Source organism: Solimonas fluminis (assembly GCF_002930645.1).
Lineage (GTDB): Bacteria > Pseudomonadota > Gammaproteobacteria > Nevskiales > Nevskiaceae > Solimonas_A > Solimonas_A fluminis.
In genome coordinates this window covers 152,529-179,285 of the sequence record NZ_PSNW01000002.1, presented here as the reverse complement: position 1 = coordinate 179,285, position 26,757 = coordinate 152,529, and the positions used below count along the sequence as shown (strand labels likewise).

Sequence of the window (26,757 nt, the reverse complement as noted above, 5' to 3'; positions counted from 1 at the left end):
GACGCTGCAGCATGAAACGCGGACGAACGAGCATATGGAGCTGGACGAACTGATCGAAACCTTCGAGTTCCTGGGCGACTGGGAGGAGCGCTACCGCTTCCTGATCGACCTGGGGCGCAAGCTGCCGCCGATGCCGGCGGAGGAGCACACGGAGGCCAACAAGGTGCGAGGCTGCATGTCGCAGGTCTGGTTTGCGCACAGCCTGAGGCCGGGGACACCCCCCACCCTGGAATTCCGCGGCGATTCCGATGCCCATATCGTCAAGGGCCTGATCGCATTGCTGTTTGCGGTGGTTTCCGGCAAGACGCCGCGGGAGATCGCGGATTCCGACATCGGCGAGATCTTCACCCGCCTCGGACTGGAGAACCATATCACGATGAACCGCCGCAATGGCTTCTATTCTATGGTCGAGCGGATCCAGAACATCGCGCGCCAGGAGCTTGCGCGCGCGTAACACAGGGCCGATAGAATCGGCTCCATCCACAAAGGAGTAGCGGCGATGGGCGTCTTCTTCTTCTATGCACTGGTGATCTTCGCGATCGTCACCCTGTTCAAGGGTGTAGTCACCGTGCCGCAGGGCAAGGAATACACGATCGAGCGCTTCGGCAAGTACCGCGCCACCTTCACCCCCGGACTGCACTGGCTGGTGCCCTGGGTGGACCGCGTCGGCCGCAAGCTGTCGCTGATGGAGCAGGTGCTGGACGTGCCCTCGCAGGAGGTCATCACCAAGGACAACGCCATGGTCGGCGTGGACGGCGTGGTGTTCTTCCAGATCCTGGACGCGCCGAAGGCGGCCTACGAGGTGCAGAACCTGGAATTGGCGATCATGCAGCTCACCATGACCAACCTGCGCACCGTGATGGGGTCCATGGACCTGGACGAGCTGCTGAGCCAGCGCGACCACATCAACGCCAAGCTGCTGTCGGTGGTGGACGAGGCGACCACGCCCTGGGGTATCAAGGTCACCCGCATCGAGATCAAGGACATCCGTCCGCCGACCGACCTGGTCGATTCCATGGCGCGCCAGATGAAGGCCGAGCGCGAGAAGCGCGCCAACATCCTGGAAGCCGAAGGCTTCCGCCAGGCCGCGATCCTCAAGGCCGAGGGTGAGCGCCAGTCGCAGATCCTGATCGCCGAGGGCGAGAAGCAGCAGGCCATCCTGGATGCCGAAGGCCGCAAGGAAGCCGCCTTCCGCGACGCCGAGGCGCGCGAGCGCCAGGCCGAGGCCGAGGCCCGTGCGACCATGATGGTGTCGCAGGCCATCGAGAAGGGCGACGTGCAGGCGATCAACTACTTCGTCGCCACCAAGTACATCGAGGCACTGGGCCGCATCGCCACCAGCCCCAACGAAAAGCTGGTGCTGATGCCACTGGAAGCCGGCAACGTCATCGGCGCCCTCGGCGGCATCGCCGAGTTGACCAAGAAGGCCGCTTCGGGCGCCCCGAAGTAAGCGCAGCGGAGAGACGCGATGGACGTGCTTTACTGGCACTGGTGGGTCCTCGGGCTGGTGCTGCTGGTGGCAGAGATGCTGCTGCCCACCGGCTTCGTGCTGCTGTGGATCGGGGCTTCGGCGATCATCGTCGGTGCGCTGAGCTGGGTGCTGCCGCTGAACTGGGAGCTGGAGCTGGTGCTGTTCGCGGCACTGTCGCTGGCCAGCTTCCTGGTGTGGAAGAAGTTCCGTCCGCCGGCGCAGGAAAGCGACCAGCCCATGCTCAACCGACGCGGCCAGTCCTACATCGGCCGCAACTTCACGCTGAAGGACCCGATCGTGAACGGCGTCGGCAAGCTGCGCGTGGATGATTCGCAGTGGCGCATCACCGGCCCCGACGTGCCCGCCGGCACGCAGGTGCGGGTCACCCGTGCCGATGGCGCCACCCTGCACGTGGAGCCGGCATAATCGAGCCCGAACACGCCAAGGGCACCCCGCTGCGGCATCCGCTGCAGCCGCCGCACATCACCGGCGCCGAGAACCTGTACTCGCTGGGGGAGGAGATCAGCCATGCCGTGACCCATGGCCTGGGCGTCGTGCTGTCGATCGTCGGGCTGGTGGTGCTGGTGGCCAAGGCCACCCTCTACGGCGACGCCTGGCATATCGTGGCGGCGGCGATCTTCGGCAGCACCCTGGTGCTGATGTACGCCGCCTCCACGCTGTACCACTCGATCCCGCTGCCGGGTGCCAAGCGCGTACTGCGGGTGATCGACCATTCCCTGATCTACTTCCTGATCGCCGGCACCTACACGCCGTTCACGCTGATCACCCTGCGCGGACCCTGGGGCTGGGGCCTGTTTGCCTTCACCTGGGGGCTGGCCCTGGCCGGCGTGGTGTTCAAGATCTTCGCCACCGGCAAGTTCGAGAAGGTCTCGCTGGCCATCTACCTGCTGATGGGCTGGTGCGCGCTGGTGGCGATCAAGCCGCTGCTCGTGGCGCTGGAGCCGGCGGCGCTGTGGCTGGTGTTCGCGGGCGGGCTGACCTACAGCGGCGGCGTGGCCTTCTACACCTGGACCAGCCTGCGCTACCACCATGCGGTATGGCACCTGTTCGTGCTGGCCGGCAGCGTGCTGCATTTCTTTGCGATCCTGTTGTACGTGATTCCCGGGCCCCAGGACTGAGCGGCCGCAGGGCCCCAGACTCCCGGCAGAAGAGGAGAGCCCATGCCCAAGAACGGTTTCGCCGCGGTCCGCAGTCCCTACCTCGTCCCCTACGACGGCACGTTCCGCGTGGCCCGCGCGGCCACCAGGCCGCCGGCCAAGCGCGCCGACAAGGAGACCTGCAAGCTCTGGCTGGCGGAAGCGGTGGAGGAACTGTCGGCGCTGCAGCACATCCTCTACGCCAACGACTATCACAGCGTGCTGCTGATCTTCCAGGCGATGGATGCCGCCGGCAAGGACAGCACCGTCCGCGCCGTGCTCACCGGCGTGGACCCGGCCGGCTGCGACGTGCATTCCTTCAAGCGTCCCTCGCTGCAGGAGCTGGACCACGATTTCCTCTGGCGTACGTCCGCGCGCCTGCCGGAGCGCGGACGCATCGGCGTGTTCAACCGCAGCTACTACGAGGAGGTCCTGGCGGTGCGCGTGCACCCGGAGTTCCTCAAGTACCAGAAGCTGCCGCGCATCCCCAAGAAGCTGGACGATCTCTGGGAGGAGCGCTACGAATCGATCCGCGACCACGAGAAGCACCTGGCGCGAAACGGCACGCTGATCCTCAAGTTCTGGCTCAACGTGTCGCGCGAGGAGCAGCGCCAGCGCTTCCTCGCCCGCCTGGACGAGCCGGAGAAGAACTGGAAGTTCGAGAGCGGGGACATCACCGAGCGCGGCTTCTGGCGCGAGTACATGAAGGCCTACGAGGCCGCGCTCAATGCCACCTCGCGCCCCTGGGCGCCCTGGTACGCGATCCCGGCGGACAACAAGCCCTTCATGCGTGCCACCGTGGCCGAGCTGATCGTCTCCAGCCTCAAGAAGCTGGACCTGCGCTACCCCGAGCTGGAACCGGAGGAGAAGCTGCGCTTCGACGAGATGCGGGAGAAGCTGCGCAAGGATCGGTAGCCGGCCTGAGCCGCAGAGCGGAGCATCCCGCCTTCCGCGACAGGCGGGGACTCCCGCCCTCGTGGATCCGCGCATGTGATACGACGGCGCGGTGTCCGCCCTTAAACCCGACAGCGGAATGTGCCCCGGTGCTTATCCCCGCAGCGGCAGCGTATGAATCCTTGTCCCCTGGTAAGGCCGCCGCGACAGCGTCAGCAGCGCCTCGGCCACCGCCTGCGTCGTGATCGGCCGGTACTTGGCCAGCGGCCCCGCCAGCAGAGGCGACAGCAGGGGACTGAGCTTCTGGGCGAAGGCCTCGCCGGGGCGGTGCTCGTCGCGCTCGCCCAGCAGCAGCGAGGGTTGCACGATGCGCAGCGAGGGGTAGCCCAGTGCCGCCAGGCCCTGCTCCATGCGGCCCTTCACGCGCGAATAGAACGAGGGCGAATGGACCGAGGCGCCGATGGCCGACACGACCAAGAACTGGCGGGCGCCCTGTGCCAGGGCGGCGGCGGCCAGGGCCAGTACGTAGTCATGGTCCACCCGCTCCAGGCCGTCACGGCCGGCCTTGCCCTGGGTGGTGCCCAGGCAGCAGTAGACGTCGTCCGCCGCCAGGCTCGCGCCCAGCGCCGGCAGGTCGCCGAAGTCGCTGCTGATCGCTTCCAGCTTGGGATGGCGCTGGGCCGGCGGTCGGCGGCCGATCACCTTGATCCGGCCGTAGTCGGGGGAGGCGAGCAGCAGCGGCAGCAGCTTCTGGCCGACGGCGCCGGTGGCCCCGGCCAGCAGGGCGGTCTTGGTCTCGTTCACGGTGCTATCCTCAATCGATGGCCGGCAGTGTAACCGCCGGTATTGAAACTGCGGCGGCGTCGGCTGGTCAAAAGCGGCCTGACGCCAAGGATGGCCCATGACTTCCGTGTCCTTCACCCTTCATCCCCGACTCAACGCCGACTGCATCGTGGCCGGCGACTGGCCGCTGTCGCGGCTGCTGCTGATGAACGACAGCCGGTATCCCTGGTACATCCTGGTGCCGCGGCGCAACGACGTCCGCGAGATCCACGAGCTGGATGCGGCCGACCAGACCCAGCTGTTCCGGGAATCGATGATCCTGAGCCGCGCCCTGGCGCAGGCCTACAAGGGCGACAAGCTCAACATCGCGGCGCTGGGCAACGTGGTGCCGCAGCTGCACATGCACCATATCGTGCGCTTCACCACCGACGCCGCCTGGCCCTCTCCGGTCTGGGGCAAGCACCCGGCCAAGCCCTACTCGGAGGGCGAGGCGCTGGCGCAGATCGAGCGCCTGCTGCCGCGGCTGGAACTGCCGCTGATGCCGCTGCGCACGGTGGCTCCCGCCGTCACTCCGCCGGCCGACCAGTAGGGACCGTCAACTCCGCCGCGCTCGCTGCGACGGAGATCGTTTCGGCGCAGGGCGGCGCCCCGGGGCCGCTGATGTACGTCTTGTCCGCCGCGCGTCTCGGGATGCCGCCCTGCGCCAAGGCGGTCGCCCCGAAGGCTGCCCGCAGGGCGGCGCACCGATGGCGGCAGGGTTGGCAGTCCCTTGGCTTGCTTCCCCCCGTGGCGGGTCCCTAGACTGGCCCGGCACCGCCCGTCCGAGGCGGGCCAGGGCCATCCGGCTCCAGCACACCAAGAACGAAAGACGAGGGGATTGGCATGGTCAAGCGGCTGCTGTGGGCGCTGTTGCTGTCTTCACCCGTGGCGCTGGCCGCGCCGCCCGCCGCTCCCGCGCCCTATGCCTCGCCCGGGGGCGCCGGCCTCTATCCGGTGCCCGATGCGCCCTACACCGCCACCTACCGGTCCATTTCCCTGGACGACCTGGTCCGGCTGAACCTGACCACCGGCACCTGGCAGGGTTCGCCCAAGGTGCAGAAGGACCGCGCCTGGTACGACGCCCATTTCTACGACACCCTGGCCGCCCGCAAGGTCTGGCGCGACGGCAGCTCCCCGCCGCACTACCCGCCGTTCCAGGGGCCGATCACCTGGGACATCGTGCCGATCCCGCAGGCGCCGCCGCCGCCCTGCGACCAGCCGCAGCCCACCGGCTACGACGCCGAGTCCTGCCGCTACGTCAACCAGCTGTTCAAGGACCTGGCCAAGACCAACCCCGCCGCGGCCCAGCTGGCGCGCGAACAGGTGCGTCGCGGCCGCGACGTCTGGTTCAAGGGCAGCTTCGGCAACCAGGACGAGGAATACCTGCACACCACGCGCACCGTGGGCAAGGACAACGTCTGGTATCCCTGGCTCGATACGCGCGAGCGCAAGCACCGCTTCACCAAGTGGGGAATGATCAACGACCCGGATTGCACGGAAGGCGACGCCAGCACCCACTGGTACGACCGCTGCCCCGACGCCCACAGTTCCGGCGTGCTGGGCTACCGCAAGTACTACCAGGACCCGACCCGGGACGCCTCGGGCAAGGTGACCTTCGATCCGGCCACTTCACCCTACCGCAAGGACGAGCTGCAGAAGAACCTGCGCTACGTGCTGGGCGGGCCCTGCGTGCAGTGCCACGTGGCCTTCGACCCCACCAACCCGCCCAAGGACCCCAACCAGCCCAGGTGGGAGAACATCCACGCCACCATCGGCAACCAGTACACCATGCAGCCGATGCAGTACGTGATGGGCACGCCGCAGGACTCGCTGTCGCGGCAGGTGCTGGGCCTGGGTCATCGCGTGGGCACCATCGACACTTCGCTGGTGGCCACCGACTTCCAGCACAACCCCGGCACCCAGAACAACATCATGGACTTCTCGAACAAGCGGCTGTTCGAGGAGCAGATGAAGGATCCGGTCACCGGCAAGATCTCCAAGGCCCGCACGCGCCACGTGCTCAAGGGCGGCGAGGACAGCGTCGGCGAGCACCTGGCGCTGATCCGCGTCTACGTCAACATCGGCATGTGCACCGAGGAATGCTGGACGCCCAAGTTCCCCAAGCCGGGCACGTTCTTCGGCGACCAGGCGCGCCAGAAGCCCTTCGACATCGCGCAATGCGCCAAGGACTGCGAGGCCTGGAACTACGCCGACGCCAAGATGCCGGAGCTGGCCTCCTTCCTGATGACCGGCGGGCCGACCTACCTGCTGAAGGCCACGGACGTCGACGGCACGCCCGGCTCCGCCTTCATCGACCTGGCCAGGGTGCCGCAGGGGCGCAAGGTCTTCGCCCGCGAATGCGCCGGCTGCCACAGCTCCAAGTTCGCGCCGGACAATGTGCGTGCCGACAAGGCCGCGCTGGAGCGCTACTACGAGGGCCATGTCTTCGGTGCCGAGGACTACTGGCAATACGAGTTCAGCGAGGCCGAGCGCAACTCGGCGGCCTTCCAGGCCAAGTACCTGGCCAAGGACCCGCAGAGCGGCAGGCTGCGCCCGCGCCAGTTCGTCGGCAAGGATTTCCTCGGCCAGGACTGGCTGGCCAACGACGAGCCGGTGCCGTTCAACATCATCGGCACCAACATGTGCCGCGCGATGCATGACAACCACAACGCCGGGCACATCTGGGAGCAGTTCGCTTCCGAGACCTTCCGCCAGCGGCCCTCGCCGGGCTCGGTGCCACAGGTGCTCAACCGCATGGTCCCGGGGCTGGGCGGGCGCGTGATGGGCGAGAAGAAGATCGAGGGCGGCAGCGGCTACCTGCGCAATTTCTCGCTGCTGTCGGCCTGGGCCACCGCGCCGTTCCTGCACAACAATGCCATCGGCGAGCTGACGCACCTGAAGAACGGCGCGATCGACTACACCGTGCGTGGCCGCGTGAAGCAGTTCGAGATCGCCTTCGACGAGCTGCTGACCTCGGACAATCCCAACGTCACGCCGCACCGTCCGCAGAAGATCAGCGTCACCGACCGCGACATCAAGCTGGCGCCGCGCGAGGACCAGCAGGGCCCGATCCGCCTGACGGTCAAGAAGGGTACGCCGATCGCCGCCTTCACCTCCTCCGATCCGCACTCGCCGCTGTTCATGAAATGCGACGACCTGGTGGAGAACAAGGGGCACCAGTTCGGCGTGTCGCTGTCGAAGGACGACAAGCTGGCGCTGCGCGAATTCCTCAAGCTGATGTAGCGGACGCATGTTCGTCGGCCACTACAGCGCCGCCTTCGCGCTCAAGGCCTCGCAGCCGAGGGTGCCGCTGTGGGCGATGTTCCTCGCCGTGCAGGCGGTGGACATCGGCTGGGCGCTGCTGGTGATGGCGGGCATCGAGAAGGCGCGGGTGGTCCCGGGCTTCACCGCGGCCTTTCCGGTGGACCTCTACTACATGCCCTATACGCACAGCCTGCTGGCGACGGCGGCCTGGGCCGCGGCCCTGGGCCTGGCCTGGCATGCCCTGCGGCGCGGCGACGGCCGTGCGGCGGCGCTGGCGGTGGCGGCCGCGGTGGCCTCGCACTGGTTCCTGGACCTGCTGGTGCATGCGCCGGACCTGCCCCTGTACGGCAACCAGCACAAGCTCGGCCTGGGCCTGTGGAACTACCCGGTGCCGGAGCTGGCTCTGGAGCTGGTCCTGTTGCTCGGCAGCACGGCGCTGTACGCGCGGACCTTGCCGCGGCACGCGCGGCGTGCCTGGACGCTCGCCGCGGTGCTGTCGGTGGTACAGGCCGCGCATACGTTGGGACCCTGGCTGATGGACGATGCCCGCGCCGTCGCCGCGATGGCCTTGGCCGGCTACCTGGCCTTTGCCGCCGCCGCGGCCTGGGCCGAGCGCGGGAGCGCGGCATGAAGCGCGCCCTCGTGCTGCTGGTCGCTGCGCTGGGCGTCGCCGCCTGGCTGTGGCTGCGCCCGGCGCCGGGGCCGCGCGGGCCCGACATCGTCGCGCGCAGCGCGCAGCAGCCGGCGCAGGCCGCGCCGCGGCTGAGCGCGAAGCTGATCGCCAGCGAGGATCTGCCCCCGGCCGGCACGCGCTCGCTGTTCGACCACCTGGTGGCGCAGAACGACGGCTTGCCGTATCCCTTCGAAAAGCTGGTGGAGATGCTGCGCAAGCAGGATCCGGAAGGACGCATGCCGGTGACCCTGATGATCCCGCAGGGCCGCTCACTGCTGAAGGCACAGGCGGACTTCCGCCATCCGCGCGTGCTGGTGGCGGCCGATTTCCAGGCGCCGGGCACGCCGGCCTCGCTGGGCCTGGCGCCGCGCGGCCAGCTGTTCCTCGGCTTCGTCGAGGAGGCCAACGAGATCGAGGTGCTCAGCTACAACGAGGCGGCGGGCCGCTTCGAGTTCCAGCTGGTGCAGGACTACTCCGCCACCGGCGCGCGCCGCATCGTCTACGCGCGGCGCGCGGTCTGCACCACCTGCCACCAGGGCGCCACGCCGATCTTCCCGCAGCGTCCCTGGGCCGAGACCAACGGCCAGCCCGAGATCGCCGCGCAGATCGCCGCGGCGCGCCGCGGCGAGCCCTATCTCGGCATGCCCACCGCCCAGCCGCTGGCTTCGCCGGAGCGCTTCGATGAACTGACCGACACCGGGGCCTTCGTCGCGGTGACGCAGCAATTGTGGATCGACGCCTGCGGTGCCGGGGGCGCGGATTGCCGGCGCCTGATGCTCAAGCTGGCGCTGCGCTACCTCTCCGACCCCGGCAGCTTCGACGCGCAGGGGTCGCAGGCCGCAGAGCTGCGCCGGATGCAGGCCGCGGCCTGGCCTGCCGAAGGCATCGCCGTGCCGGAGTCCGACCTGCGCAACCGCGATCCGCTGGCTGAGCGGCGCGGCCTGCGCAACCGCATCCGCGGCCTGTTCACCCCGGAACCGAAGCCGGGCGAGGGCGCGCGCAACAACGAGGACCTGGTGGCCTTCGACCGCCTGCCGAAACTGCCTGCGTCCCTGGACCCGCTGACGCCGCGCCCGCCCAAGCGCCTGCTGACGGCGGCTGACATCGACGGCATCTATGGCCTGGCGGCGCTGTTCAGCGAGGGGGACCGCCGTCGCCTGGAGCAGGCCGGCGGCCTCGGTCCCGAGGCGCTGGAGGCCGCCGTGGACCGCCTGGACCCGGCACTGTTCCGCCCTGGCCCGTTCTCGCGGGTGAAGACGATGCAGGCCTTGCTGACCGTGCTGGGCGAGAAGACGGCGCCGGCCTACTGCTGCCTGGCCACCGCCGAGATGTCGCCGCCGCAGGCCAGCGGCGGCCCGCCGCTGAAGCTGGCCGCGGATTCGCCGCTGCATCCCTTCGAGGAGTACTGTTTCAGCTGCCATCGCGGCAACCCCGCCAGGCGCCTGGACTTCATGGGCGGGCGCAGCGAGGCCGAGGTGCTGGAGCAGGTCAGGGCCACCGCCAAGATCCGCGACGTGCTGGACTGGGAGCGCTACCGCGGCAGCGACAAGGCCCATACGCTGATGCCGCCGGCGGATTCGCCGCAGCGCACCGCGCTGGAGGCGGCGCTGAAGAAGGACCCGCAGCTGCTGGAGCGCATGCGCGCCACGGTGCCCGGGCTGTTCGATTTCTGAGGAGGGACGCGGTGAAGCGTTTGTTGCCCCTGCTGCTGGTTCTCGCGTTCCCCCAGGCCCAGGCCGAACCCGCCTTCGCCCGGATGTACAAGGCCGAGTACGGCTATGCGCCGTCCTGCAACGCCTGCCACAAGGACGGCGGCGGCACGCCGCTGAACGCCTACGGACAGCAGTTCAAGACTGCCGGCATGAACGCCGGGTCCTTCGCGAAGATCGCCGGCAACGATGCCGACGGCGACGGTGCCGCCAATGGCGCCGAGGCCCAGGCCCGCGCCAATCCCGGCAACCGAAGTTCCACGCCGGCCAGCAAGGGTGACTGGCTGGATACCGCCAGCCTGATCCCGCGCGAGGTGCAGGCTGCCTTCCCCGGCGTGCGCGAGTACCTGCCGCGCGACGCGATCCTGACCGAGGCCGACATCGCCCGGGCCAAGACCCTGGGCGCCGTCCTGGGCAAGGCCGACGAGAACACCATCTACGTGCCGCTGCAGGACAAGCGCCCGGCCGGTACCGCGCTGATCTTCCCGGCGGAGTTCAAGGGCAAGACCTTCTTCCTGCTGCTGGTGACCGACCGCCAGCTCAAGGTCACTCAGGTCAGGGCGATGAACAGCAGCCAGGTGCCCGCCGCGGCGCAGAGCAAGGTCTACGCGAAGTTCAGCGGCGTGGCCGTGGACCAGTTGCCCGCCGCGGCCGGCAGCGACCTGGACGCGGCGATCACCGCGGCGGTGAAGAAGGCCGGCACGCTGCTGTACGTGAGGCTCAAGAATGCGTAGCGTGCGGCCGGCCGGGAAGGGCGCCGTGCGCCTGTTCGAGTTCGGCGTGGCCGCCTTCTTCCTCGCCGTGTTCCTGCTGGCGCGCAGCCTCGCCGTGTCGGCGGCCGAAGCGGATGCCGCGCCGCCCGCGGCGGCGGAGCAGCAGGAGACGCCCGCCGGCGACGACTTCGACTTCTTCAGCGACAAGCCGGTGGAGAGCACGGCCATCGTCGAGTTGCCGCCCGAGAAGCCGCTGTGGCTGACCGTGGGCGGGCCGCTGGCGCTGATCGCGGTGTTCTTCGTGATCCTGGCGGCGGTCTGGTGGTTCATCCCCTTCGAGTCCCACAGCGTCGAGCTGAACCTGCGCGAGCTGCCGCCGGCGGCCAAGCGCGGCATCGCCATGGCGGTGGTGATGTTCGGCATCGCCTTCTGCTTCGGCGCCTCCGAGATCTGGTACCAGCTGCGCCTGCACGGCACGGCCCAGGCCTATTTCGAGCAGATGTCGCTGGGCAAGCTGATCGCCTTCACCCACGCCCACCTGTTCGGCTTCACCACCAGCTTCTTCATCATCGGCATCCCCTTCTCGATGCAGTTCAACCAGCTCCAGTCCTACCAGTGGATCTTCCCGGTGGGCCTGACCGCCTCGGTGGTGGACGTCATGTCCTGGTGGGGCATCAAGTACGTGGCGCCGAGCTTCGAATGGGTGTCGATGTTCTGCGGCCTCCTGTTCAGCTTCAGCTACCTGTTCATGCTGGTGGGCCTGCTGCGCGTGCTGCTGTTCCCCGACGTGATCTGGCGCTCGGACAAGGACCGGGCCCAGCGCCTGCGGCAGCGGGCCGAACTGCGCGAGGCGGCGAAGCACCACGAGGGCGACTACTGACGGAAACCACCCCGGCCGGGTTCCGGCGTATTAGCCATCCGGCTAGCTGTTTTTCCGACGTTATGACGGCAAGATAGAGTTGCGAAAAATCAGATCTGGCCGTCAGGCCATTCACCGGGGGGATGCATGAAGTTCGTGAACTGGCTGGGGCTGGGTGCCCTGGCGATGAGCGGCGTGGCGGTGGCGGGGCCTTATGTCGGCGGTGCCGGCACCTTCAGTCAGTACGAATACGAAGACGTGGACGACGCGACGAGCTTCGCGGCATTCGCGGGTTACCGGTTCGATCAGGTGCCGCTGATGCTGGAGGTGGCCTACACGGATGCCGGCAAGCACGATATCAGGGGACTGCCGTCTGGCGTGGGCCTCAAGTTCTCGGGGGTGCGCGGATCGCTGGGCTACTTCGCCAAGCTCGACTCCAAGGGCTCCGGCGTATGGCTCAAGGGTGGTTACTACGATGGCGATGCCGATCTGGAGCTGACCAATACCCCCTTTGCCGACAGGTCGGCTTCCTCCAGCGGATTCACTTACGGCCTCGGCGGTGACTGGAAGCTCACGCCCTGGTTCGGCCTGCGTTTCGATCTCGAGAACTATGTCGACGTCAGGGACTTCAGCGATTTCCCGGATAGCGATGCAGGGGAAAGCAACGTCACTGTTATAAGCCTGGGCGTGGTGCTGGAGCTTCCCAGCGGCACGTCGCGGCTGCCGTCCAGCTATGCGCCGGCACCTGCTCCGGCGTACCAGCCGGCCTACCCGCCTGCTGCGGCCCCGGCGCCGGTTGTTCCTGCCATCCAGTCCCAGCCGCCGCATCCTGCAACGGCCGCCCCCACCTCGATTCCGGCGGCTTCGCAACCCACGTCCGCTTCCAGCACCATCAAACCCGATCTGCCCGGCGGCATGGTGGCGGCCGGCGTACGCCTGACGGCCCAGCCCACCATGTTGCTGCGCCAGCCGCGCTCGGGTGCCCCCATCGACGGCAGTATCCCGGCTGGTGCCGAGCTGCAGCTGCTGCAGCGTGTGCCCAACGCTCAGGGTGTCTGGTGGTATGCGTCCTACAATGGCATGTCCGGCTGGGTCAGCGAAAGCGCGCTGAAGTAAACCGCGCAGGCGGCCCGCCATCCGGAGGGCCGCCTGCGCCGAGCCGACGGCGGCGGCCTGGGCGCGGTATCGCCCCTCGATGCCCTTCGATCCGCTCAGGCCCCCTGGCCACGGTGAACATCAAGCAGCGCCTGCCGAACGCCGGCGGTGCCTGGTGGTTCGAGGACTACAACGGCAGCACCGGCTGGCTGAGCGACAGCGCCCTCGTGCAGTAATAAGCTGTCGGGGCGGCCCGCCGGGGGGCGGGCCGCTTCAGACAACAAGCGGGGAGAACATCGTGAAGAGAATCCTGTGGGCCGCCGTGCTGGCGGGCCTGGTGCTTCCGGCGCAGGCGCGGCTGCCGGTGATGATCGTGGCGCCGCCGGTGGTCGCGCCGCCGCCGGCCCTGATGCCGGGGCCGGCGAAGACCCGGCAGGCCACCGTGCTGCGTGCGCGGCCGCAGCATCAGTCCACCGTCGAAGGACCGGTGCCGGCCGGCGCGGGCCTCAAGCTGCAGGTCCGCCAGTCCAATCGCGACGGCGCCTGGTGGTACACCGAGTACCAGCACTACAGCGGCTGGGTCCAGGAGTCCGCACTGTCACAGTGATCGCTGCAGGGTTCGTTTTACCAGCGCCGGCGGAAACCCCGCCGGCGTTTGTGTCTCTGCGGCCATGTCCTTCGGTAATATCGATCTCCCAGAATGAACCCAACATCACTTCGAGGGAGGTTGGCCGTGAACTATTTCGTGACGGGGGCGACAGGTTTCATCGGCAAGTTCCTGCTGGAACAGCTGCTGCGCCGGCCCGAGGCGCAGGTGCATGTCCTGGTGCGCGAGTCGTCCAAGGACAAGTTCGCGGCGCTGCAGGAACGCTACGGCGAAGCCGGCTCGCGGCTGCATGCGGTCTATGGCGACATCACCACGCCGGGCCTGGTCTCCGCGGCCGATTTCAAGAAGCTGCAGGGCAAGATCGATCACGTCTTCCACCTGGCGGCCGTCTACGACATGGGCATGGACGACGCCACCGGCGACCGCATCAACAACGAGGGCACGCGCAACCTCGTGGCCTTCGTCAACGATCTCGGCGGCGCGGTGAAGCTGCACCACGCGTCCAGCGTGGCGGTGGCCGGCGGCGACTTCAACGGCCGCTTCACCGAGGACATGTTCGACGAGGGCCAGCGCGTCGCGCACCCGTACTTCCGCACCAAGTTCCAGTCCGAACAGATCGTCCGGGAGGAATGCAAGGCGCCGTTCCGCATCTACCGCCCGGGTGCCGTGGTCGGCAGTTCCGAGACCGGCGAGATGGACAAGATCGACGGCCCCTACTACTTCTTCAAGACCATCCAGAAGCTGTCCTACGCGGTGCCCAAGTGGCTGCCGCTGCTCGGCATCGAGGGCGGCCGCGTGCCGCTGGCGCCGGTGGACTACGTGGCCAGGGCCATGGACCACATCGCGCACAAGGATGGCCTAGACGGCCAGGTCTTCTGCCTGATCCAGTCGGACTCGCCCACGGTCGGCAGCCTGCTGCAGACGCTGATGGAAGCGGCCCATGGCCCGCAGTTCGCCGCCAAGTTCGAGCTGCCGGCGATCCCGGCCGCCGCGCGCAACCTCGCCAACCGGCTCGGCGAGCGCATCCCGTCCTCCGTCGGCAAGAACATCTCCAAGGCCATCGGCGTGCCGGTTTCGGTGTTGGGCTACGTCACCAACCCGGCGGTGTTCGACGACAAGAACGCGCGCCGTGCCCTCAAGGGCTCGGGCATCAACTGCCCGGACATCAAGGATTACGCCGACAAGCTCTGGGCCTACTGGGAACAGTTCCTCGACATCCACGCCAAGGTGCCGAAGGGCGCCGAGCGCAAGCTGGCCGGCAAGGTCGTGGTCATCACCGGCGCTTCCTCGGGCATCGGCTTCATCTCCGCCAAGAAGTTCGCCGCCGCCGGCTCCAAGGTGATCCTGGTGGCGCGTACGCGCGAGAAGCTGGAGGAGACGCAGAAGATCATCCAGATGGCCGGCGGCGAGGCGCATGTCTATCCCTGCGACCTCAACGACATGCAGGCCATCGACAACTGCTGCGCCGAGATCCTGAAGGACTTCGGCCACGTCGACATCCTGATCAACAATGCCGGCCGCTCCATCCGCCGCGCCGTGTTCGAGTCGCTGGACCGCTTCCACGACTTCGAGCGCACGATGCAGCTGAACTACTTCGGCGCGATCCGCATGATCCTCAACTTCCTGCCGGGGATGGCCAAGCGCCGCGACGGCCACATCGTCAACATCAGTTCGATCGGTGTGCTGACCAACGCCGCGCGCTTCTCCGCCTATGTCGCCAGCAAGGCGGCGCTGGACGCGTTCAGCCGCTGCCTGTCGGCCGAGGTGAAGCATCGCGGCATCGAGGTCACCGCGATCTACATGCCGCTGGTGCGCACGCCGATGATCGCACCGACCAAGCTCTACGACTACGTGCCGGCCTGGTCGCCGGAGAAGGCCGGCGATACCGTGCTGGAGTCGGTGCTGCGTCGGCCGAAGTCCATCGCCACGCCGCTGGGTACCGTTGCCGCCGTGTCCTACGCGCTGTGGCCCAAGCTCAACGACAGCATGCTCAACCGCGGCTTCCGCCTGTTTCCCTCGTCCACCGCGGCGAAGGGACGCAAGGAAGGCGGCAAGCCGACGCTGGAGCAGGTGGTGTTCGCCAACGTGTTCAAGGGGGAGTATTTCTAGCCAGACCGTCCTGCCTCTCCCGGAGGGAGAGGGGGAAACGCAAAAGGCCCGCGAAAGCGGGCCTTTTGCTTGCAGCGAAGCAAAGACGGCTAGGCGCTCTTCACCAGCCGCTTGCCGCGCTTGGCCACGCTCGCCGCCAGGCCGCCCAGCACCTGGGTGGTGTCGTCCCAGTGGATGCAGGCGTCGGTGATCGACTGGCCGTAGACCATGTCCGGGCCGATGTCCTGGCGGCCTTCCACCAGGTGCGATTCGATCATCACGCCGACGATGCGCTCGTCGCCGCCGGCGATCTGGTGCCCCACGTCCTCGCCGACGTTGACCTGGCGCTTGTGCTGCTTCTGGCTGTTGGCGTGCGAGAAGTCGATCATCACCTGCGGCTTCAGGCCAGCCTTGGTCAGCGCGGCGCAGGCCGCGTCCACGCTCTTGGCGTCGTAGTTGGTGCCGCTGCTGCCGCCCCGCAGGATCACGTGGCAGTCGGCATTGCCGGCGGTCTCGAAGATCGAGATCTGGCCGTCCTTGGTCAGCGACAGGAAGCGGTGCGGGCTCTGCGCCGAGACGATGGCGTCCACCGCCACCTTCACGCTGCCGTCGGTGCCGTTCTTGAAGCCCACCGGGCAGGAGAGGCCCGAGGCCATCTCGCGGTGCAGCTGCGACTCGGTGGTGCGCGCGCCGATGGCGCCCCAGCTCACCAGGTCCGCCAGGTACTGCGGCGTCAGGATGTCGAGGAACTCGACGCCGGCCGGCACGCCCATGTCGTTGAGCGTCACCAGCAGCTTGCGCGCCACGCGCAGGCCCTGCTCGATGTCGTAGCTGTCGTTGAGCTTGGGGTCGTTGATCAGGCCCTTCCAGCCCACCGTGGTGCGCGGCTTCTCGAAGTACACGCGCATCACCACCAGCAGGTCGTCCTTCACCTGTTCACGGAAGGCCTTCAGGCGCGCGGCGTACTCCAGCGCGGCCTGGGGATCGTGGATCGAGCAGGGCCCCACGATCACCAGCAGGCGGCTGTCGCGGCCGTGCAGGATGTCCTGGATTTCCTTGCGGGTCTCGAACACCGTCCGGGCCGCATTCTCGGTCAGCGGGAACTCGGCCTGGACCTGGGCCGGCGTGGAGACGGGGCGGACGGAGCTGATCCGCGTATTTTCGGTGGCAAACATCGGCTAACCGCTTGTCAAGCAAAAGGGGAGGGCGATGCTATAGCAAAGGCCGGGGGGCGGCAAAACGCGCGGGGGCGGTTCCGTCGCCGGCTTGCGGCATACTGCGGCGGCGGCGCCGCCGCGCGGTGCTCCGCACAGGACCTTGCCGCTCGAGATTAAAAGAAATCATTTGATTCATTAATCAATAAATAATCACAGGAACCCCATGATCCGTCCGATCCTGCCGCTTGCGGCCCTGCTGGCGGCGCTGGCCCCGGCGGCCCAGGCCGCCCCTTTCGATACCAACAACCAGGGCGCGCTGGCGCAGGGCTTCGCCCTGCCGGTGATCGGCCATGGCCACGTGCTGGCGGAGGGCGACAGCGCCAGCCGCTTCAGCCTGGACCTGACCAGCGAATACACCACCGACACGGCGGGCACCGAAACCATCACCCTGGACGGCGAGACGGCCCGCCTCACCGGCCGCTACCGCGCCGGCCTCGGCGGCGGCTGGGAGTGGGGGGCGGAGCTGTCGGCGGTGCACGTCGGGGGCGGCTTCATGGACAGCTTCATCGAGGGCTGGCACGACTTCTTCGGCCTGCCCAACGGCGGCCGCGAGCTGGTGCCGCAGGACCGCTACCAGTACCGCTACGAGAAGGACGGCGCGGTGCGGCTGGACCGCACGGAAGAGGGCTGGGCCCTGGGCGACGTCCGCGTTTCCGGCGGCTGGGCCGCCAGCGAGAACCTCGCCCTGCGCGCGGAACTCAAGCTGCCCACCGGCGACGAGGACAAGCTCACCGGCGGCAACCTCGGCGGCGCGCTCTGGGCCGACTGGGCTCTGCCCTTCGATATCGACAGCCGCTGGAGCGGCTTTGCCTCGGCGGGCCTGTCGCTGAACCAGAAGGGCGACGTGCTGGAGGACCAGCAGGAAACCCTGGTGCCCTTCGGCGGCGCGGGGGCCTTCCTGCGCGCCACCCAGGAGATCGAACTCGGCGCCCAGCTCTATGCCCACGGCCCGCTCTACAAGGACTCCGCCCTGGACCAGCTCGACCGCGCCGGCCTGCAGCTGGTGTTCGGCGGGCGCTGGATCGAGAAGACCTGGGCCCTGGACATCGCCTTCCAGGAAGACCTGATCACCAAGTCCTCGCCGGACTTCTCGGTCCACGTCGGGCTGACGCTGGCGCCGCGGTAGGTGCTTGGAACATCATGAACCGTTCATGCCGAGTAGCCTCGTGAGCGCAGCGAGCGTGCGTATCGAGGCACGCGCCATGCGCACCTCGATGCGCGACGCTTCGCGGCGCTACCCGGTGTGAACGGCCCGGTTGTCGTCATCACGCCAAGTCGAACAGCAGCACCTCCGCCTCCCCGCGGCCCGTCACCGCCAGCTTCGCCTCGTCCTTCAGCGCCAGGGCATCGCCGGCCGAGAAGGTCTCGCCGTTGATCACGACCTGGCCGCGCGCCACGTGCAGGTAGTACAGCCGCTGCGCGTCCAGGGCCTTCTCCGCCACCTGGCCGTCGGCCAGCCAGGCGATGTCCAGGCGCGCGTCCTGGTTGATCTGGAACGGCGCGCCGCTGCCCTTCGGCCCCACCGCGGTGGCAAAGCCGCGGCGCAGCGCTTCGGCATCCAGCGGTGCCTGCTCGTAGCCGGCGGCATGGCCTCGGCGGTCGGGCTGGATCCAGATCTGCAGCAGGTGCGTGCGCTCCTGCGCCGAGGGATTGATCTCGCTGTGGGTGATGCCGCCGCCGGCATGCATCACCTGCAGTTCGCCATGGCGCAGGTCGCCGCTGCCGCCGGTGGAGTCGCGGTGGCGGATCGTGCCCTCCAGGACATAGGTGATGATCTCCATGTCCTGGTGGGAGTGCGGCGGGAAGCCCGCCGTGGGCACGATGATGTCCTCGTTGATCACGCGCAGGGCGCCAAAGCCCATGCGCTGCGGGTCGTAGTAGTCGCTGAATGAAAAGCTGTGCCAGGACTCCAGCCAGCCGCGGTCGGCGTGGCCGCGTTCATCGCTGCGTATCAGGGCTTGCATGGCGGGGCTCCGTCAATGAGTTTGAATGGTCAAACCCAATGTATGACTTGACCTAAGGTCAAAAAAGCGGAAAGTTTCGAAGCGAACATTCAAACGAGCTGAATATGCGCCTGACGCTGGAAGCCCTGGAGACGCTGGACGCCATCGAAGAGCACGGCAGCTTCGCCCGCGCGGCCGAGGCGCTGCACCGCGTTCCCTCCGCCGTGACCTACACCGTGCAGAAGCTGGAGTCGGACATGGGCGTCCCGCTGTTCGACCGCAGCGGCCGCCGCGCCAAGCTGACGGCGGCGGGCCGCGTGCTGCTGGAGCGCGGGCGCGAACTGCTGCGCCAGGCCGAGAGCCTGGAGAACTCGGTCAAGCGCGCCGGCCACGGCTGGGAGACGCAGCTGGTGATCGCGGTGGACGACATCATCCCCATCGAAGCCCTGTTCCCGGTGATCTCCGCCTTCGACGCGCTGATGACCGGCACGCGGCTGCGCTTCACCCAGGAGATCTTCGGCGGCACCTGGGACGCGCTGATCGACCGGCGTGCCGACCTCACCGTGGGTGCCGGCGGCGACGCCCCGCATGGCTACGGCCTGCTGACCCGGCAGATCGGCATCATTCCCTTCGTCTTCGTGGTGGCGCCGCATCATCCATTGACCGACGCGCCGGAGCCGCTGCTGCCGGAGATCGTGGCGCGCTACCGCAGCATCGCCGCGGCCGACTCCTCGCGCCGCCTGCCGGCGCGCAGCAACGGCATCCAGCCGGGGCAGGAGGTGCTGGTGGTGTCTTCGCTGGCCGCCAAGGCCGCGGCGCAGATCGCCGGCCTGGGCGTGGGATACCTGCCCGAGCACCTCGCCCGCCCGCACATCGAGGCCGGGCGGCTGGTGGAGCGGCAGGTGGCCGCCGAGCGCTCGCCGGTGACCATGCACCTGGCCTGGCGCTCCGGCGAGGAGGGGCGCGCGCTGCAGTGGTTCCGCGACCGCATCCTGGAGGAGCCGGCCATCCGGGCCCTGATGGGGCGTCAGCCGCCCTGAGGCGCTCAGGCGCGCAGTTGCTCCAGGTAGTCTCCGAGCCCGCGCATCACCGACTGCACGACCTGCGGCGACTGGCTCAGCTTGGCCAGGCCGAAGCCGCCCTCGATGCAGGCGATGACGAAGTCCGCCGCGGCATTCGCGTCGAAACCGCGGCGCAGCTGGCCGCGCTTCTGCGCCAGGCGCAGCGCTTCGGCAAGGCCTGCGCGCCAGTCGTCCAGGATCGACTCCAGGCGCGTGCGGAAGCCCTCGTCCACCGGCGCCATCTCGTTGATCAGGTTGTTCAGCGGGCAGCCGTAGGCCAACACCTTGTCGCCGCGCTCGCGCAGCAGGTCGCGGCTCAGGGCCAGCGCCGTACCGACGATGTCGTCGGTACCGATCAGGGGGCGCCAGCTCTCCTCGATCCAGGGGCGGACGATCTCGTCCACCACGGCATAGCCCAGCGCCGTCTTGTTGTCGAAATGGTGGTAAAGCGCGCCTTTGGTCACGCCGGAGTCGCGCAGGATCGCGTCGAGGCTGGCGGCACGGAACCCGCATCGGTATATCTCGTCGAACGCACATTCCAGCAGGCGCTGGCGGGTGACGTCGGGCTGGCGCTTAGGCGCGGCGGCGGGCATGTGGAAAATCCTGCATACCGGCTAGTATCTGGCCTGCCGCGACGATGTCAATGCTGCCCGGCATAATCCGGAAAACAGAGGGGAAAACAGCCTCATGGAAACCTCGTCGCATTCGCATACGGAGCTGCTGCGCGCTGTCCGCACGCGCGTCCCCCTGGATGCCGCCCAGCTGCTGAGCCGCGAGTCGGTGGAGACGGTGGCGGAAGTCCTGCGCGAGCTGCCGGCCCAGCTCGCCGCGGAGATCCAGCAGCACCTGCCGGATCACCTCTGCCCCGACGGACGCGGCGAGACCACCACGGAACTGGAGATTCCCGGCACCGTGGCCGAGATGATGGAGCCCGCGGTGGGCGTGCTCGACGCCGGCACCACGGTGGAGGCGGCCATCGCCTACCTGCGCGGGCACGACAACCCGCAGCAGATCACCTACCTCTACGTCACCCGCGGCAAGCGCCTGGCGGGCATGGTGGTGATCCGCGACCTGCTGCTGGCGCAGCCTGGGCAGACGCTGGCCAGCGTGATGCTGCCCGATCCCTTCGCGCTGACGGCCGACATGCCGGCCGGCGACGCGATCAAGGCCGCGGTCTACCGCCACTACCCGGTGTATCCGGTGGTGGACGCCGAGGGCGGGCTGACCGGCATCGTCCGCGGCTGGAAGCTGTTCGAGCGCCAGGCGGTGGAGATCAGCGCGCAGTCGGGCACCATGGTCGGCCTCGACAAGGAAGAGCGCGTGCAGACGCCGCTGTGGCAAGCCTTCCGGCAGCGCCATCCCTGGCTGCAGATCAACCTGCTCACCGCCTTCCTCGCTGCCTTCGTGGTCGGCGCCTTCGAGGACACCATCTCCAAGGTCGTGGCGCTCGCCGCCTTCCTGCCGGTGCTGGCCGGCCAGAGCGGCAACAACGGCTGCCAGACGCTGGCGATCACCCTGCGCGGCCTGACGCTGGGCGACATGGACGGCTTCCCGCTGCGCAAGCTGCTCGGCAAGGAGATGCTGCTGGGCGGGCTCAACGGCTTCCTCACCGGCCTCGTCGCCGGCGCCGCCATGTGGTGGACCGCCGCGCGCGACGGCAACGAGCAGGCGCCGCTGCTGGGCGCGGTGATCCTCGCCGCCATGACCGGCGCCTGCGTGCTCAGCGGCCTGTTCGGCGTGATGGTGCCGCTGACGCTGCGCCGCTTCGGTGCCGACCCGGCCACGGCCTCCAGCATCTTCCTGACCACCGGCACCGATATCGCCGGAATGGGCCTGATGCTGGGCCTGGCGGCGGCCTTCGTGCTCTAGAATATGCGCTGTGATTCCCCTCTCCCTCCGGGAGAGGGGCAGGGGTGAGGGACACGCTTGAATCCAGACGTTGTAGCCAGATCAGGCCGAGCCCCTCACCCGGCCTGCGGCCACCCTCTCCCGGCGGGAGAGGGCAAGACATGACCGACCTCCCCCTCATCGCCGTCATCACCCTCGCCGGGTTCCTGACCTCCGCGCTGTCCGGCGCCGCCGGCCTCGGCGGAGGCACGATCCTGATCGGCTTGTTCTACGCCATCGGCATGGGCACGGCCGAGGCGGTGCCGCTGTTCGCGGCGGTGCAGTTCGTCTCCAACACCTCGCGCACCGTGGCCTACGTAAGGCACGTGGAGTGGAAGGCCGCCGGCTGGTTCCTGCTGGCCGCCGTGCCCACCACCTTCCTCGTGGCGCCCCATGCCGTGGGGGTGGACGCCAACTGGGTGCAGTTGCTGCTGGCCGGCCTGATCCTGGCCTCGCTGGCGCCGGGGCGCGGCGACCGGGCGCTGATGCCGCCGACGCCGGCTTTTCTTACCGCGGGCGCGCTCAACGGCGTGCTCGGCATGTTCGTCGGCGCCACCGGCCTGTTCGTGGGGCGACTGTTCTTCCTGCCGCAGTGGCGCAAGGAAACCGTGATCGGCACGCTGGCGCTGACCCAGATGTTCGGGCATGGGCTGCGCGTGGCGGCCTTCGGCTGGGTCGGCTTCAGCGCGCTGGCGCAGCCGGAACGGCTGCTGCCGCTGTGCGCCTCGGTGATCGCCGGCACGGCGCTGGGCAAGCATTTCAATGGACGCATCGACCAGACGCAGTTCGACCGGATCTTCAAGCTGATCCTGGTCGTGCTGTCGCTGAAACTCTTGTGGGACGCATCGAGGGGATTGGGGTGGATCTGAAGCTGACGGCGGAACAGGTGCAGGCGCTGATTCGCGGCGGCCTGCCGGCGGTGGGCAACAGCGGCTTCACGGTGGAGGAGGTGCGTCCGGGCTATGCGCGCGTGCGCCTGCCCTTCCACGAGAAGATGCTGCGGCCCGGCAACGTGATCTCCGGCCCCACGCTGTTCAGCGCCGCGGACTCGGCGATGTACGCCCTGGTGCTGTCGCACGTCGGCCCCGAGCTGATGGCGGTGACGTCCAATCTCAACATCAACTTCCTCAACAAGGGCCGGCCGGGCGACGTGCTGGCCGAGGCGAAGCTGCTCAAGCTCGGGCGCCGGCTCGCGGTGATGGAAGTGTCGATCACCACCGGCGGCGACCCGATGCCGGTGGCGCATGTGACGGGGAGCTACGCGTTGCCGGTGAAGTGATGCGGCTCAGGCGGGCTTGAGCCCGAGCGACCCGTACTCCCCCGGCTCCACGTCCGGTAGCCGCTTCAGCATCGCGTCCCAGCTGGTTCCCGCCTGCAGCGCCTGCACCACCACCGGCAGCGGCTCCGCCAGCACGTTGGCGAAGGTGCACTCCCCGTACAGCTTGCCGCCGAAGGCCAGGGAGTCGTTCGGCGGATCGAAGCGCGTGTCGAGGCCGGGCCGGTTGCCGCGGGCATCCACGCGCACCCAGCCCCAGGGCTGCAGGTAGAGCGCGTTGAAACCGTGCAGGGAGTAGGGCGCGCCGTCGTCGTTGATGCTGAGGCGCAGGTAGCAGAAGCCGGCGGGGATGTGGTTGGCGCGCAGCAGCGCGGCCAGCAGGTGGCTCTTGGCGTAGCAGTAGCCGGTGCGGTGCTGGATCACCTCCGAGGCGGTGCAGGTGACCGGGTTGCGGCGGTGGTCCGCGCTGTGCAGCACGCGGTCGCGGACCCACTCGAAGCAGTGGCGCGCGGTATCCACGGGCTTGGCGGCGGACAGGGTGCGGGCCTGCGCCAGCACCTGCGGCTGCTGCCAGTCGATCACGGCCGTGGGCCGCAGGTAGGGCTGCAGGTGCGGTTCGGCGATCAGCGCGGCCAACTCAGGGGCCCTCCACCCGCTCGTCGAGCATGCGCTTGATCTCGTTCTCGCCGTAGGGGCGCGAATCCTTCACCTTGAGGCTGTTGCTCCAGTCGCGGGCGAAATCGCGCTGCAGGGCGCGATTGATCGCGGCGGTTATCAGCATCGCCAGCAGGGCGCCGCTGCCGGCCAGGGCCATGTCCTTGTGCGCGTCCCAGATGTCGCCCTGGGTGCCGAGGTAGGCGGCGCCCAGCTCGCCGCCGAAGACCTCCGCGGCGGCCCATTCGATCAGCTCGTAGATCGCCGAGGTGGCCAGCGTGAATTCCAGCGGCAGGAAGTAGCCCCAGAAGCCGCGCGCTTCCGCCACGCGCAGGAAGATCTCGCGCAGCGGATAGGCCAGCAGCAGGCCATAGGAGAAGTGCACCAGCCGGTCGAAGTGGTTGCGCTCCCAGCCGAACAGGCTGTTGAAGGTATGGCCGGTGAGGCTCTCCCACCACTGGTCGTAGGGCACCATGGCATAGGTGTAGTGCGACCCGATGGAGTGCAGGCACAGGAACACGAAGATCAGCGTGTAGGACACGCGCGAGAACACGAAGGCCCGGCGGCTGGCCCACAGCGCCACGCCGAAGACCAGCACCAGCACGTTCTCCAGGATCCAGTCCTTGCGGTGCAGCGGGGCGATGCCCAGCCACAGCCACAGCAGGGAGTAGGCGACGATCAGGCCGCCGACATAGTTGCGCCAGGCTTGCGTGCGTTCGACTCTCATGCGGCCCCCTTGCTGATGTCCAGCCCCCGGTCCCAGTACGGCGGATCGCCGATGCACTGCTGCAGGTAGTCGACGAAGGCCCGCAGCTTGGGCGAGCCGTAGCGGTTGGGCAAGTGCACGGCATAGACCGAGGTGGCGTCGGAGCCGTACCAGCCGCGCAGCGGCGCCACCAGGCGCCCCGCGGCGAGGTCGGGGCCGATGCAGTAGGTCGGCAGCAGCGAGATGCCGGCGTGGGCCAGCAGCACGGTGCGCAGCGCGTTGATGTTGTTGACGCGGAAGTTGCCGGCGATGGGCACGGTGAAGGCCTCTCCGTCGCGCAGGAAATGGAAGTTGCGCTCCAGGGGACTGGGGAAGCCCAGGCAATTGTGGCCGCGCAGGTCGTCCGGGTGCTGCGGCGTGCCGTGGCGGGCCAGGTACTCCGGCGTGGCGCAGACCACGAAGTGGATCGGCGCCAGCTTGCGCGCCACCAGCAGCGGGCCCGGCGCATGAGCCAGGCGCAGCGCCATGTCGAAGCCTTCCTCGGCCAGGTCCACGGTGCGGTCGTTGGTGACGATCTCCAGCTCGATCTTGGGATAGCGCCGGAAGAACTCCGGCAGCAGCGGAGCCACCACCGCGTCGACGAAGGAGTTGAGGCTGCTGACGCGCAGCTTGCCGCTGGGCTCGGCCTGCAGCCGCGCCACGGCATGCTGCGACTGCTCCAGTTCCTCCACGATGCGCGCGCAATGCTCGAAGTAGGCGCTGCCGGCATCGGTCAGCGAGAGCTTGCGCGTGCTCCGCTGCAGCAGCCGCGCGCCCAGGGATTTCTCCAGCTTGGCGACATGCTTGCTGACCACCGAGGGCGCCAGCTTCAGGCGCTCGCCGGCGGCGGCGAAGCTGCCGGCCTGCACCACGCGGGTGAAGGTCAGCACGTAGTTCAGGTCTTCCATGGTCCCCACTCCCGATCCTGCCGGATCATTCATTCCATGGCGGAAACAATAAAAGTCTTATACCCCATCTTATCAATGCTGCGGAAGTAAATAGTCTAGGCATCAGTCCGAACCCGGAGTGACGCCATGACCCGCAACCTGTTGACCGTGACCGGAGCTGCCGCAGGGCTGGTCCTGCTGACCCTGGCGGCCGCGGAGGCCAGCGCCGCCGAGCCGACGGCGGCAGCGGCGGGCGGCGCCGACTCCGTGACCGTGGTCCGGGGCCCCGACGACCGCCTGCAGCAGGCGCGCACCCGCCGCGAGCAGGTGATCCGCCGACTGTCGCCGGCTTTCCAGATCGTTCCCTGACCCATCCCTTTCCCGCCCGGTCCGCCCACGCCGACCCTCCTCCTCTCTCCCCCGCGTCTGCGCGGGCGGGCCGGACCGGAAACCCGACGAGATCCAGAAATCCCATGCCTCATCGCGAACGTGTCGCCGCCCTGGTCGCCCTCGTCGAGGAGGGCATGCTGATCGACGCCCTGCACGAGTTCTACGCCGAGGACGCGCGGTCGCAGGACAACCAGGAGCCGCCGCTGCTGGGCCGCCACCGCCTGATCGCCAACGCCCAGCACCTGCTGCGCTCCGTGCGCGGCCTGCGGGTCCGGGCCGCGGACTGGATGCTCGACGGCGACCGCACGCGGATCCGCTGGATCTACGAGTTCACGGGCCACGACGGCCGCCGCCACCGCCAGGAGGAAGTCGTGCATCAGCACTGGCGCGGCGACCGCATCGTCGAGGAACACATCCAGTACGACCCGGCGCAGCCGGCCGCGGTCGCCCTTCAAGTCGCGTGAAAGAGGTTCTCGGTAACCGGAGCATCGCCATGGCCAGTCTCAGCACCCTGCAGACCTATCACACCCTTGCCGGCCTGTTCGCCCCGCAGTTCGCGGTGCGCTCGGCGCGCCGCCTGATGATGCGGCCGCGGCGCCTGCCGCCGCGGGACTGGGAGCAGCCGGCGCTGGCCGCGGCACAGCGTATCCATTTCCGCTTCGGGCTCTCGGGCCTGCGCTGGGGCAAGGCCGGGGACCCGGTGGTACTGATGCTGCACGGCTGGGAGGGCCGCCCCTCGCAGTTCGGGCGCTTCGTGGCGCCGCTGCTCGCCGCCGGCCGCCAGGTGATCGCGCTGGAAGGCCCGGCGCATGGCCAGTCGCCGGGCGACGAGGCCAACGTCGTCAGCTTCGCCTATGCCCTGATGGAGGTGGTGCCGGAGATCGAGAAGCTGGAGGCCGTCGTCGGGCACTCGATGGGTGCCGGCGCCGTGGTCTACGCCCTGGGCCAGGGGCTCAACGTGGATCGTGTCGTGCTGCTGGGCGGCCCGTCCTCGCTGCGCGGCGTGCTGCACCGCTTCGCCGGATTCGTCGGCCTGCCGCAGGCGGCGCACGCGCGCTTCCTGCAGGAAGTCGAGGACTACACCGGCGTGCCGCTGGACGACCTCGACGGCGTGCGCACCGCGCCGCGGCTCAGGCCTGCCGCGCTGATCGTGCATGACCGCGACGACGACACCGTGCCCTACGGCGACGGCGCCGCGCTGGCGTCGGCCTGGCCGGGTGCGGAGCTGTACAGCACCAGCCGCCTCGGCCACTGGCGAATCCTCACCGACGAGCGCGTAGTGCAGCGGGTGATGGCCTTCCTGGCGCCCGAGCGGGTTGCGCCGGAGTTGCCGCGCGCCGCCTGA

Annotated in this window: 29 protein-coding genes; 22 read left to right on the top strand and 7 right to left on the bottom strand. The window is 68.6% G+C overall.

From position 1 onward, the window contains the following. The first annotated feature begins 34 nt into the window (after positions 1-34). The 5 genes from C3942_RS04585 to C3942_RS04565 are packed head-to-tail and all read left to right on the top strand — an operon-like array spanning position 35 to position 3,543. Positions 35-454: a SufE family protein gene (locus C3942_RS04585; protein WP_104229185.1), complete on the top strand. Its 420-nt coding sequence runs from the start codon at positions 35-37 to the stop codon at positions 452-454. Positions 455-499: 45 nt separating this feature from the next. Next, on the top strand, positions 500-1,450 hold the full coding sequence (locus tag C3942_RS04580) for an SPFH domain-containing protein (protein ID WP_104229184.1): 951 nt from the start codon (positions 500-502) through the stop codon (positions 1,448-1,450). An 18-nt stretch (positions 1,451-1,468) separates the two neighbouring features. Beyond that, positions 1,469-1,897 (top strand): NfeD family protein, encoded by a 429-nt coding sequence (locus C3942_RS04575; RefSeq protein ID WP_104229183.1) that lies wholly within the window; start codon positions 1,469-1,471, stop codon positions 1,895-1,897. Beyond that, entirely contained in the window at positions 1,894-2,610 is a 717-nt protein-coding gene (trhA, locus tag C3942_RS04570; RefSeq protein ID WP_207765995.1) for a PAQR family membrane homeostasis protein TrhA, read from the top strand. Before C3942_RS04575 ends, trhA begins: the two co-directional genes overlap by 4 nt. Before the next feature lie 42 nt (positions 2,611-2,652). Next, a complete protein-coding gene (locus tag C3942_RS04565) occupies positions 2,653-3,543 on the top strand; it encodes a PPK2 family polyphosphate kinase (RefSeq protein WP_104229182.1) in 891 nt (296 codons plus the stop codon). 132 nt (positions 3,544-3,675) lie between these two features. On the opposite strand, the gene C3942_RS04560 is transcribed toward C3942_RS04565, so the two are convergent. Then, positions 3,676-4,326 carry an NAD(P)H-binding protein gene (locus C3942_RS04560; RefSeq protein WP_243393513.1) on the bottom strand — a complete coding sequence of 217 codons (651 nt, stop codon included), beginning with the start codon at positions 4,324-4,326 and terminating at the stop codon, positions 3,676-3,678. Positions 4,327-4,423: 97 nt separating this feature from the next. Between C3942_RS04560 and C3942_RS04555 the strand changes: the two genes are divergently transcribed. The 9 genes from C3942_RS04555 to C3942_RS04515 all read left to right on the top strand — a co-directional run bounded on the left by C3942_RS04555 (position 4,424) and on the right by C3942_RS04515 (position 15,373). Further along, positions 4,424-4,894 carry an HIT domain-containing protein gene (locus tag C3942_RS04555; RefSeq protein WP_104229180.1) on the top strand — a complete coding sequence of 157 codons (471 nt, stop codon included), beginning with the start codon at positions 4,424-4,426 and terminating at the stop codon, positions 4,892-4,894. A 293-nt stretch (positions 4,895-5,187) separates the two neighbouring features. Further along, on the top strand, positions 5,188-7,587 hold the full coding sequence (locus C3942_RS04550) for a hypothetical protein (RefSeq protein ID WP_104229179.1): 2,400 nt from the start codon (positions 5,188-5,190) through the stop codon (positions 7,585-7,587). Positions 7,588-7,594: 7 nt separating this feature from the next. Further along, positions 7,595-8,239: a hypothetical protein gene (locus C3942_RS04545; protein ID WP_104229178.1), complete on the top strand. Its 645-nt coding sequence runs from the start codon at positions 7,595-7,597 to the stop codon at positions 8,237-8,239. Next, on the top strand, positions 8,236-9,954 hold the full coding sequence (locus tag C3942_RS04540; RefSeq protein WP_104229177.1) for a hypothetical protein: 1,719 nt from the start codon (positions 8,236-8,238) through the stop codon (positions 9,952-9,954). Before C3942_RS04545 ends, C3942_RS04540 begins: the two co-directional genes overlap by 4 nt. An 11-nt stretch (positions 9,955-9,965) precedes the next feature. Further along, on the top strand, positions 9,966-10,724 hold the full coding sequence (locus C3942_RS04535) for a hypothetical protein (protein ID WP_104229176.1): 759 nt from the start codon (positions 9,966-9,968) through the stop codon (positions 10,722-10,724). Between the two features lies 1 nt (position 10,725). Next, on the top strand, positions 10,726-11,583 hold the full coding sequence (locus C3942_RS04530; RefSeq protein ID WP_104229175.1) for an Aq_1264-related membrane protein: 858 nt from the start codon (positions 10,726-10,728) through the stop codon (positions 11,581-11,583). A gap of 126 nt (positions 11,584-11,709) precedes the next feature. After that, positions 11,710-12,678, top strand: coding sequence for an outer membrane beta-barrel protein (locus tag C3942_RS04525; protein WP_104229174.1), 969 nt, complete (start codon positions 11,710-11,712; stop codon positions 12,676-12,678). Positions 12,679-12,955: 277 nt separating this feature from the next. Next, positions 12,956-13,264 (top strand): SH3 domain-containing protein, encoded by a 309-nt coding sequence (locus tag C3942_RS04520; RefSeq protein ID WP_104229173.1) that lies wholly within the window; start codon positions 12,956-12,958, stop codon positions 13,262-13,264. Positions 13,265-13,390: 126 nt separating this feature from the next. Continuing rightward, complete coding sequence (locus C3942_RS04515) at positions 13,391-15,373, top strand: SDR family oxidoreductase (protein WP_104229528.1); 1,983 nt, start codon at positions 13,391-13,393, stop codon at positions 15,371-15,373. 89 nt (positions 15,374-15,462) lie between these two features. Here C3942_RS04515 and C3942_RS04510 read toward each other — a convergent pair whose 3' ends face one another. After that, positions 15,463-16,527: a 3-deoxy-7-phosphoheptulonate synthase gene (locus C3942_RS04510; protein ID WP_104229172.1), complete on the bottom strand. Its 1,065-nt coding sequence runs from the start codon at positions 16,525-16,527 to the stop codon at positions 15,463-15,465. A 205-nt stretch (positions 16,528-16,732) separates the two neighbouring features. Here C3942_RS04510 and C3942_RS04505 point away from each other — a divergent pair, with 205 nt between their 5' ends. Beyond that, a complete protein-coding gene (locus C3942_RS04505) occupies positions 16,733-17,695 on the top strand; it encodes a DUF3187 family protein (protein WP_104229171.1) in 963 nt (320 codons plus the stop codon). Between the two features lie 139 nt (positions 17,696-17,834). On the opposite strand, the gene C3942_RS04500 is transcribed toward C3942_RS04505, so the two are convergent. Beyond that, positions 17,835-18,533, bottom strand: a complete 699-nt coding sequence (locus C3942_RS04500) for a pirin family protein (RefSeq protein WP_104229170.1) — start codon at positions 18,531-18,533, stop codon at positions 17,835-17,837. Between the two features lie 104 nt (positions 18,534-18,637). Here C3942_RS04500 and C3942_RS04495 point away from each other — a divergent pair, with 104 nt between their 5' ends. Then, positions 18,638-19,552, top strand: a complete 915-nt coding sequence (locus C3942_RS04495; RefSeq protein WP_104229169.1) for a LysR family transcriptional regulator — start codon at positions 18,638-18,640, stop codon at positions 19,550-19,552. A gap of 5 nt (positions 19,553-19,557) precedes the next feature. On the opposite strand, the gene C3942_RS04490 is transcribed toward C3942_RS04495, so the two are convergent. After that, the gene (locus C3942_RS04490) at positions 19,558-20,166 is read right to left on the bottom strand and encodes a TetR family transcriptional regulator C-terminal domain-containing protein (RefSeq protein WP_104229168.1); all 609 of its coding nucleotides are present in this window, start codon (positions 20,164-20,166) and stop codon (positions 19,558-19,560) included. A gap of 94 nt (positions 20,167-20,260) precedes the next feature. Here C3942_RS04490 and C3942_RS04485 point away from each other — a divergent pair, with 94 nt between their 5' ends. From C3942_RS04485 to C3942_RS04475, 3 genes are all read left to right on the top strand, one after another. Continuing rightward, entirely contained in the window at positions 20,261-21,442 is a 1,182-nt protein-coding gene (locus C3942_RS04485) for a magnesium transporter (RefSeq protein ID WP_104229167.1), read from the top strand. Between the two features lie 140 nt (positions 21,443-21,582). Beyond that, positions 21,583-22,329 carry a sulfite exporter TauE/SafE family protein gene (locus tag C3942_RS04480; protein WP_104229166.1) on the top strand — a complete coding sequence of 249 codons (747 nt, stop codon included), beginning with the start codon at positions 21,583-21,585 and terminating at the stop codon, positions 22,327-22,329. Between the two features lie 2 nt (positions 22,330-22,331). Next, complete coding sequence (locus C3942_RS04475; RefSeq protein ID WP_104229527.1) at positions 22,332-22,739, top strand: PaaI family thioesterase; 408 nt, start codon at positions 22,332-22,334, stop codon at positions 22,737-22,739. A gap of 6 nt (positions 22,740-22,745) precedes the next feature. Here the strand turns inward: C3942_RS04475 and C3942_RS04470 are convergent, their stop codons facing one another. The 3 genes from C3942_RS04470 to C3942_RS04460 are packed head-to-tail and all read right to left on the bottom strand — an operon-like array spanning position 22,746 to position 25,043. Further along, positions 22,746-23,372: a transglutaminase-like domain-containing protein gene (locus C3942_RS04470; protein ID WP_207765969.1), complete on the bottom strand. Its 627-nt coding sequence runs from the start codon at positions 23,370-23,372 to the stop codon at positions 22,746-22,748. Between the two features lies 1 nt (position 23,373). Then, entirely contained in the window at positions 23,374-24,117 is a 744-nt protein-coding gene (locus C3942_RS04465) for a DUF2238 domain-containing protein (protein ID WP_104229165.1), read from the bottom strand. Beyond that, positions 24,114-25,043, bottom strand: a complete 930-nt coding sequence (locus tag C3942_RS04460; protein WP_165797320.1) for a LysR family transcriptional regulator — start codon at positions 25,041-25,043, stop codon at positions 24,114-24,116. Before C3942_RS04460 ends, C3942_RS04465 begins: the two co-directional genes overlap by 4 nt. Before the next feature lie 126 nt (positions 25,044-25,169). Here C3942_RS04460 and C3942_RS04455 point away from each other — a divergent pair, with 126 nt between their 5' ends. The 3 genes from C3942_RS04455 (at position 25,170) to C3942_RS04445 (ending at position 26,757) form a co-directional block, all read left to right on the top strand. Next, a complete protein-coding gene (locus tag C3942_RS04455; RefSeq protein WP_104229163.1) occupies positions 25,170-25,391 on the top strand; it encodes a hypothetical protein in 222 nt (73 codons plus the stop codon). 104 nt (positions 25,392-25,495) lie between these two features. Then, the gene (locus C3942_RS04450; protein WP_104229162.1) at positions 25,496-25,876 is read left to right on the top strand and encodes a nuclear transport factor 2 family protein; all 381 of its coding nucleotides are present in this window, start codon (positions 25,496-25,498) and stop codon (positions 25,874-25,876) included. Positions 25,877-25,905: 29 nt separating this feature from the next. Beyond that, complete coding sequence (locus C3942_RS04445) at positions 25,906-26,757, top strand: alpha/beta fold hydrolase (RefSeq protein WP_104229161.1); 852 nt, start codon at positions 25,906-25,908, stop codon at positions 26,755-26,757.

Coding starts and splice junctions, on each gene's coding strand:
- C3942_RS04585 (WP_104229185.1), top strand. CDS start 35: ATGGAGCTGGACGAACTGATCGAAACCTTCGAGTTCCTGGGCGACTGG.
- C3942_RS04510 (WP_104229172.1), bottom strand. CDS start 16,527: ATGTTTGCCACCGAAAATACGCGGATCAGCTCCGTCCGCCCCGTCTCC.
- C3942_RS04525 (WP_104229174.1), top strand. CDS start 11,710: ATGAAGTTCGTGAACTGGCTGGGGCTGGGTGCCCTGGCGATGAGCGGC.
- C3942_RS04575 (WP_104229183.1), top strand. CDS start 1,469: ATGGACGTGCTTTACTGGCACTGGTGGGTCCTCGGGCTGGTGCTGCTG.
- C3942_RS04565 (WP_104229182.1), top strand. CDS start 2,653: ATGCCCAAGAACGGTTTCGCCGCGGTCCGCAGTCCCTACCTCGTCCCC.
- C3942_RS04450 (WP_104229162.1), top strand. CDS start 25,496: ATGCCTCATCGCGAACGTGTCGCCGCCCTGGTCGCCCTCGTCGAGGAG.
- C3942_RS04495 (WP_104229169.1), top strand. CDS start 18,638: ATGCGCCTGACGCTGGAAGCCCTGGAGACGCTGGACGCCATCGAAGAG.
- C3942_RS04465 (WP_104229165.1), bottom strand. CDS start 24,117: ATGAGAGTCGAACGCACGCAAGCCTGGCGCAACTATGTCGGCGGCCTG.
- C3942_RS04480 (WP_104229166.1), top strand. CDS start 21,583: ATGACCGACCTCCCCCTCATCGCCGTCATCACCCTCGCCGGGTTCCTG.
- C3942_RS04505 (WP_104229171.1), top strand. CDS start 16,733: ATGATCCGTCCGATCCTGCCGCTTGCGGCCCTGCTGGCGGCGCTGGCC.
- C3942_RS04550 (WP_104229179.1), top strand. CDS start 5,188: ATGGTCAAGCGGCTGCTGTGGGCGCTGTTGCTGTCTTCACCCGTGGCG.
- C3942_RS04540 (WP_104229177.1), top strand. CDS start 8,236: ATGAAGCGCGCCCTCGTGCTGCTGGTCGCTGCGCTGGGCGTCGCCGCC.
- C3942_RS04460 (WP_165797320.1), bottom strand. CDS start 25,043: ATGGAAGACCTGAACTACGTGCTGACCTTCACCCGCGTGGTGCAGGCC.
- C3942_RS04490 (WP_104229168.1), bottom strand. CDS start 20,166: ATGCCCGCCGCCGCGCCTAAGCGCCAGCCCGACGTCACCCGCCAGCGC.
- C3942_RS04485 (WP_104229167.1), top strand. CDS start 20,261: ATGGAAACCTCGTCGCATTCGCATACGGAGCTGCTGCGCGCTGTCCGC.
- C3942_RS04445 (WP_104229161.1), top strand. CDS start 25,906: ATGGCCAGTCTCAGCACCCTGCAGACCTATCACACCCTTGCCGGCCTG.
- C3942_RS04580 (WP_104229184.1), top strand. CDS start 500: ATGGGCGTCTTCTTCTTCTATGCACTGGTGATCTTCGCGATCGTCACC.
- C3942_RS04455 (WP_104229163.1), top strand. CDS start 25,170: ATGACCCGCAACCTGTTGACCGTGACCGGAGCTGCCGCAGGGCTGGTC.
- C3942_RS04500 (WP_104229170.1), bottom strand. CDS start 18,533: ATGCAAGCCCTGATACGCAGCGATGAACGCGGCCACGCCGACCGCGGC.
- C3942_RS04545 (WP_104229178.1), top strand. CDS start 7,595: ATGTTCGTCGGCCACTACAGCGCCGCCTTCGCGCTCAAGGCCTCGCAG.
- C3942_RS04555 (WP_104229180.1), top strand. CDS start 4,424: ATGACTTCCGTGTCCTTCACCCTTCATCCCCGACTCAACGCCGACTGC.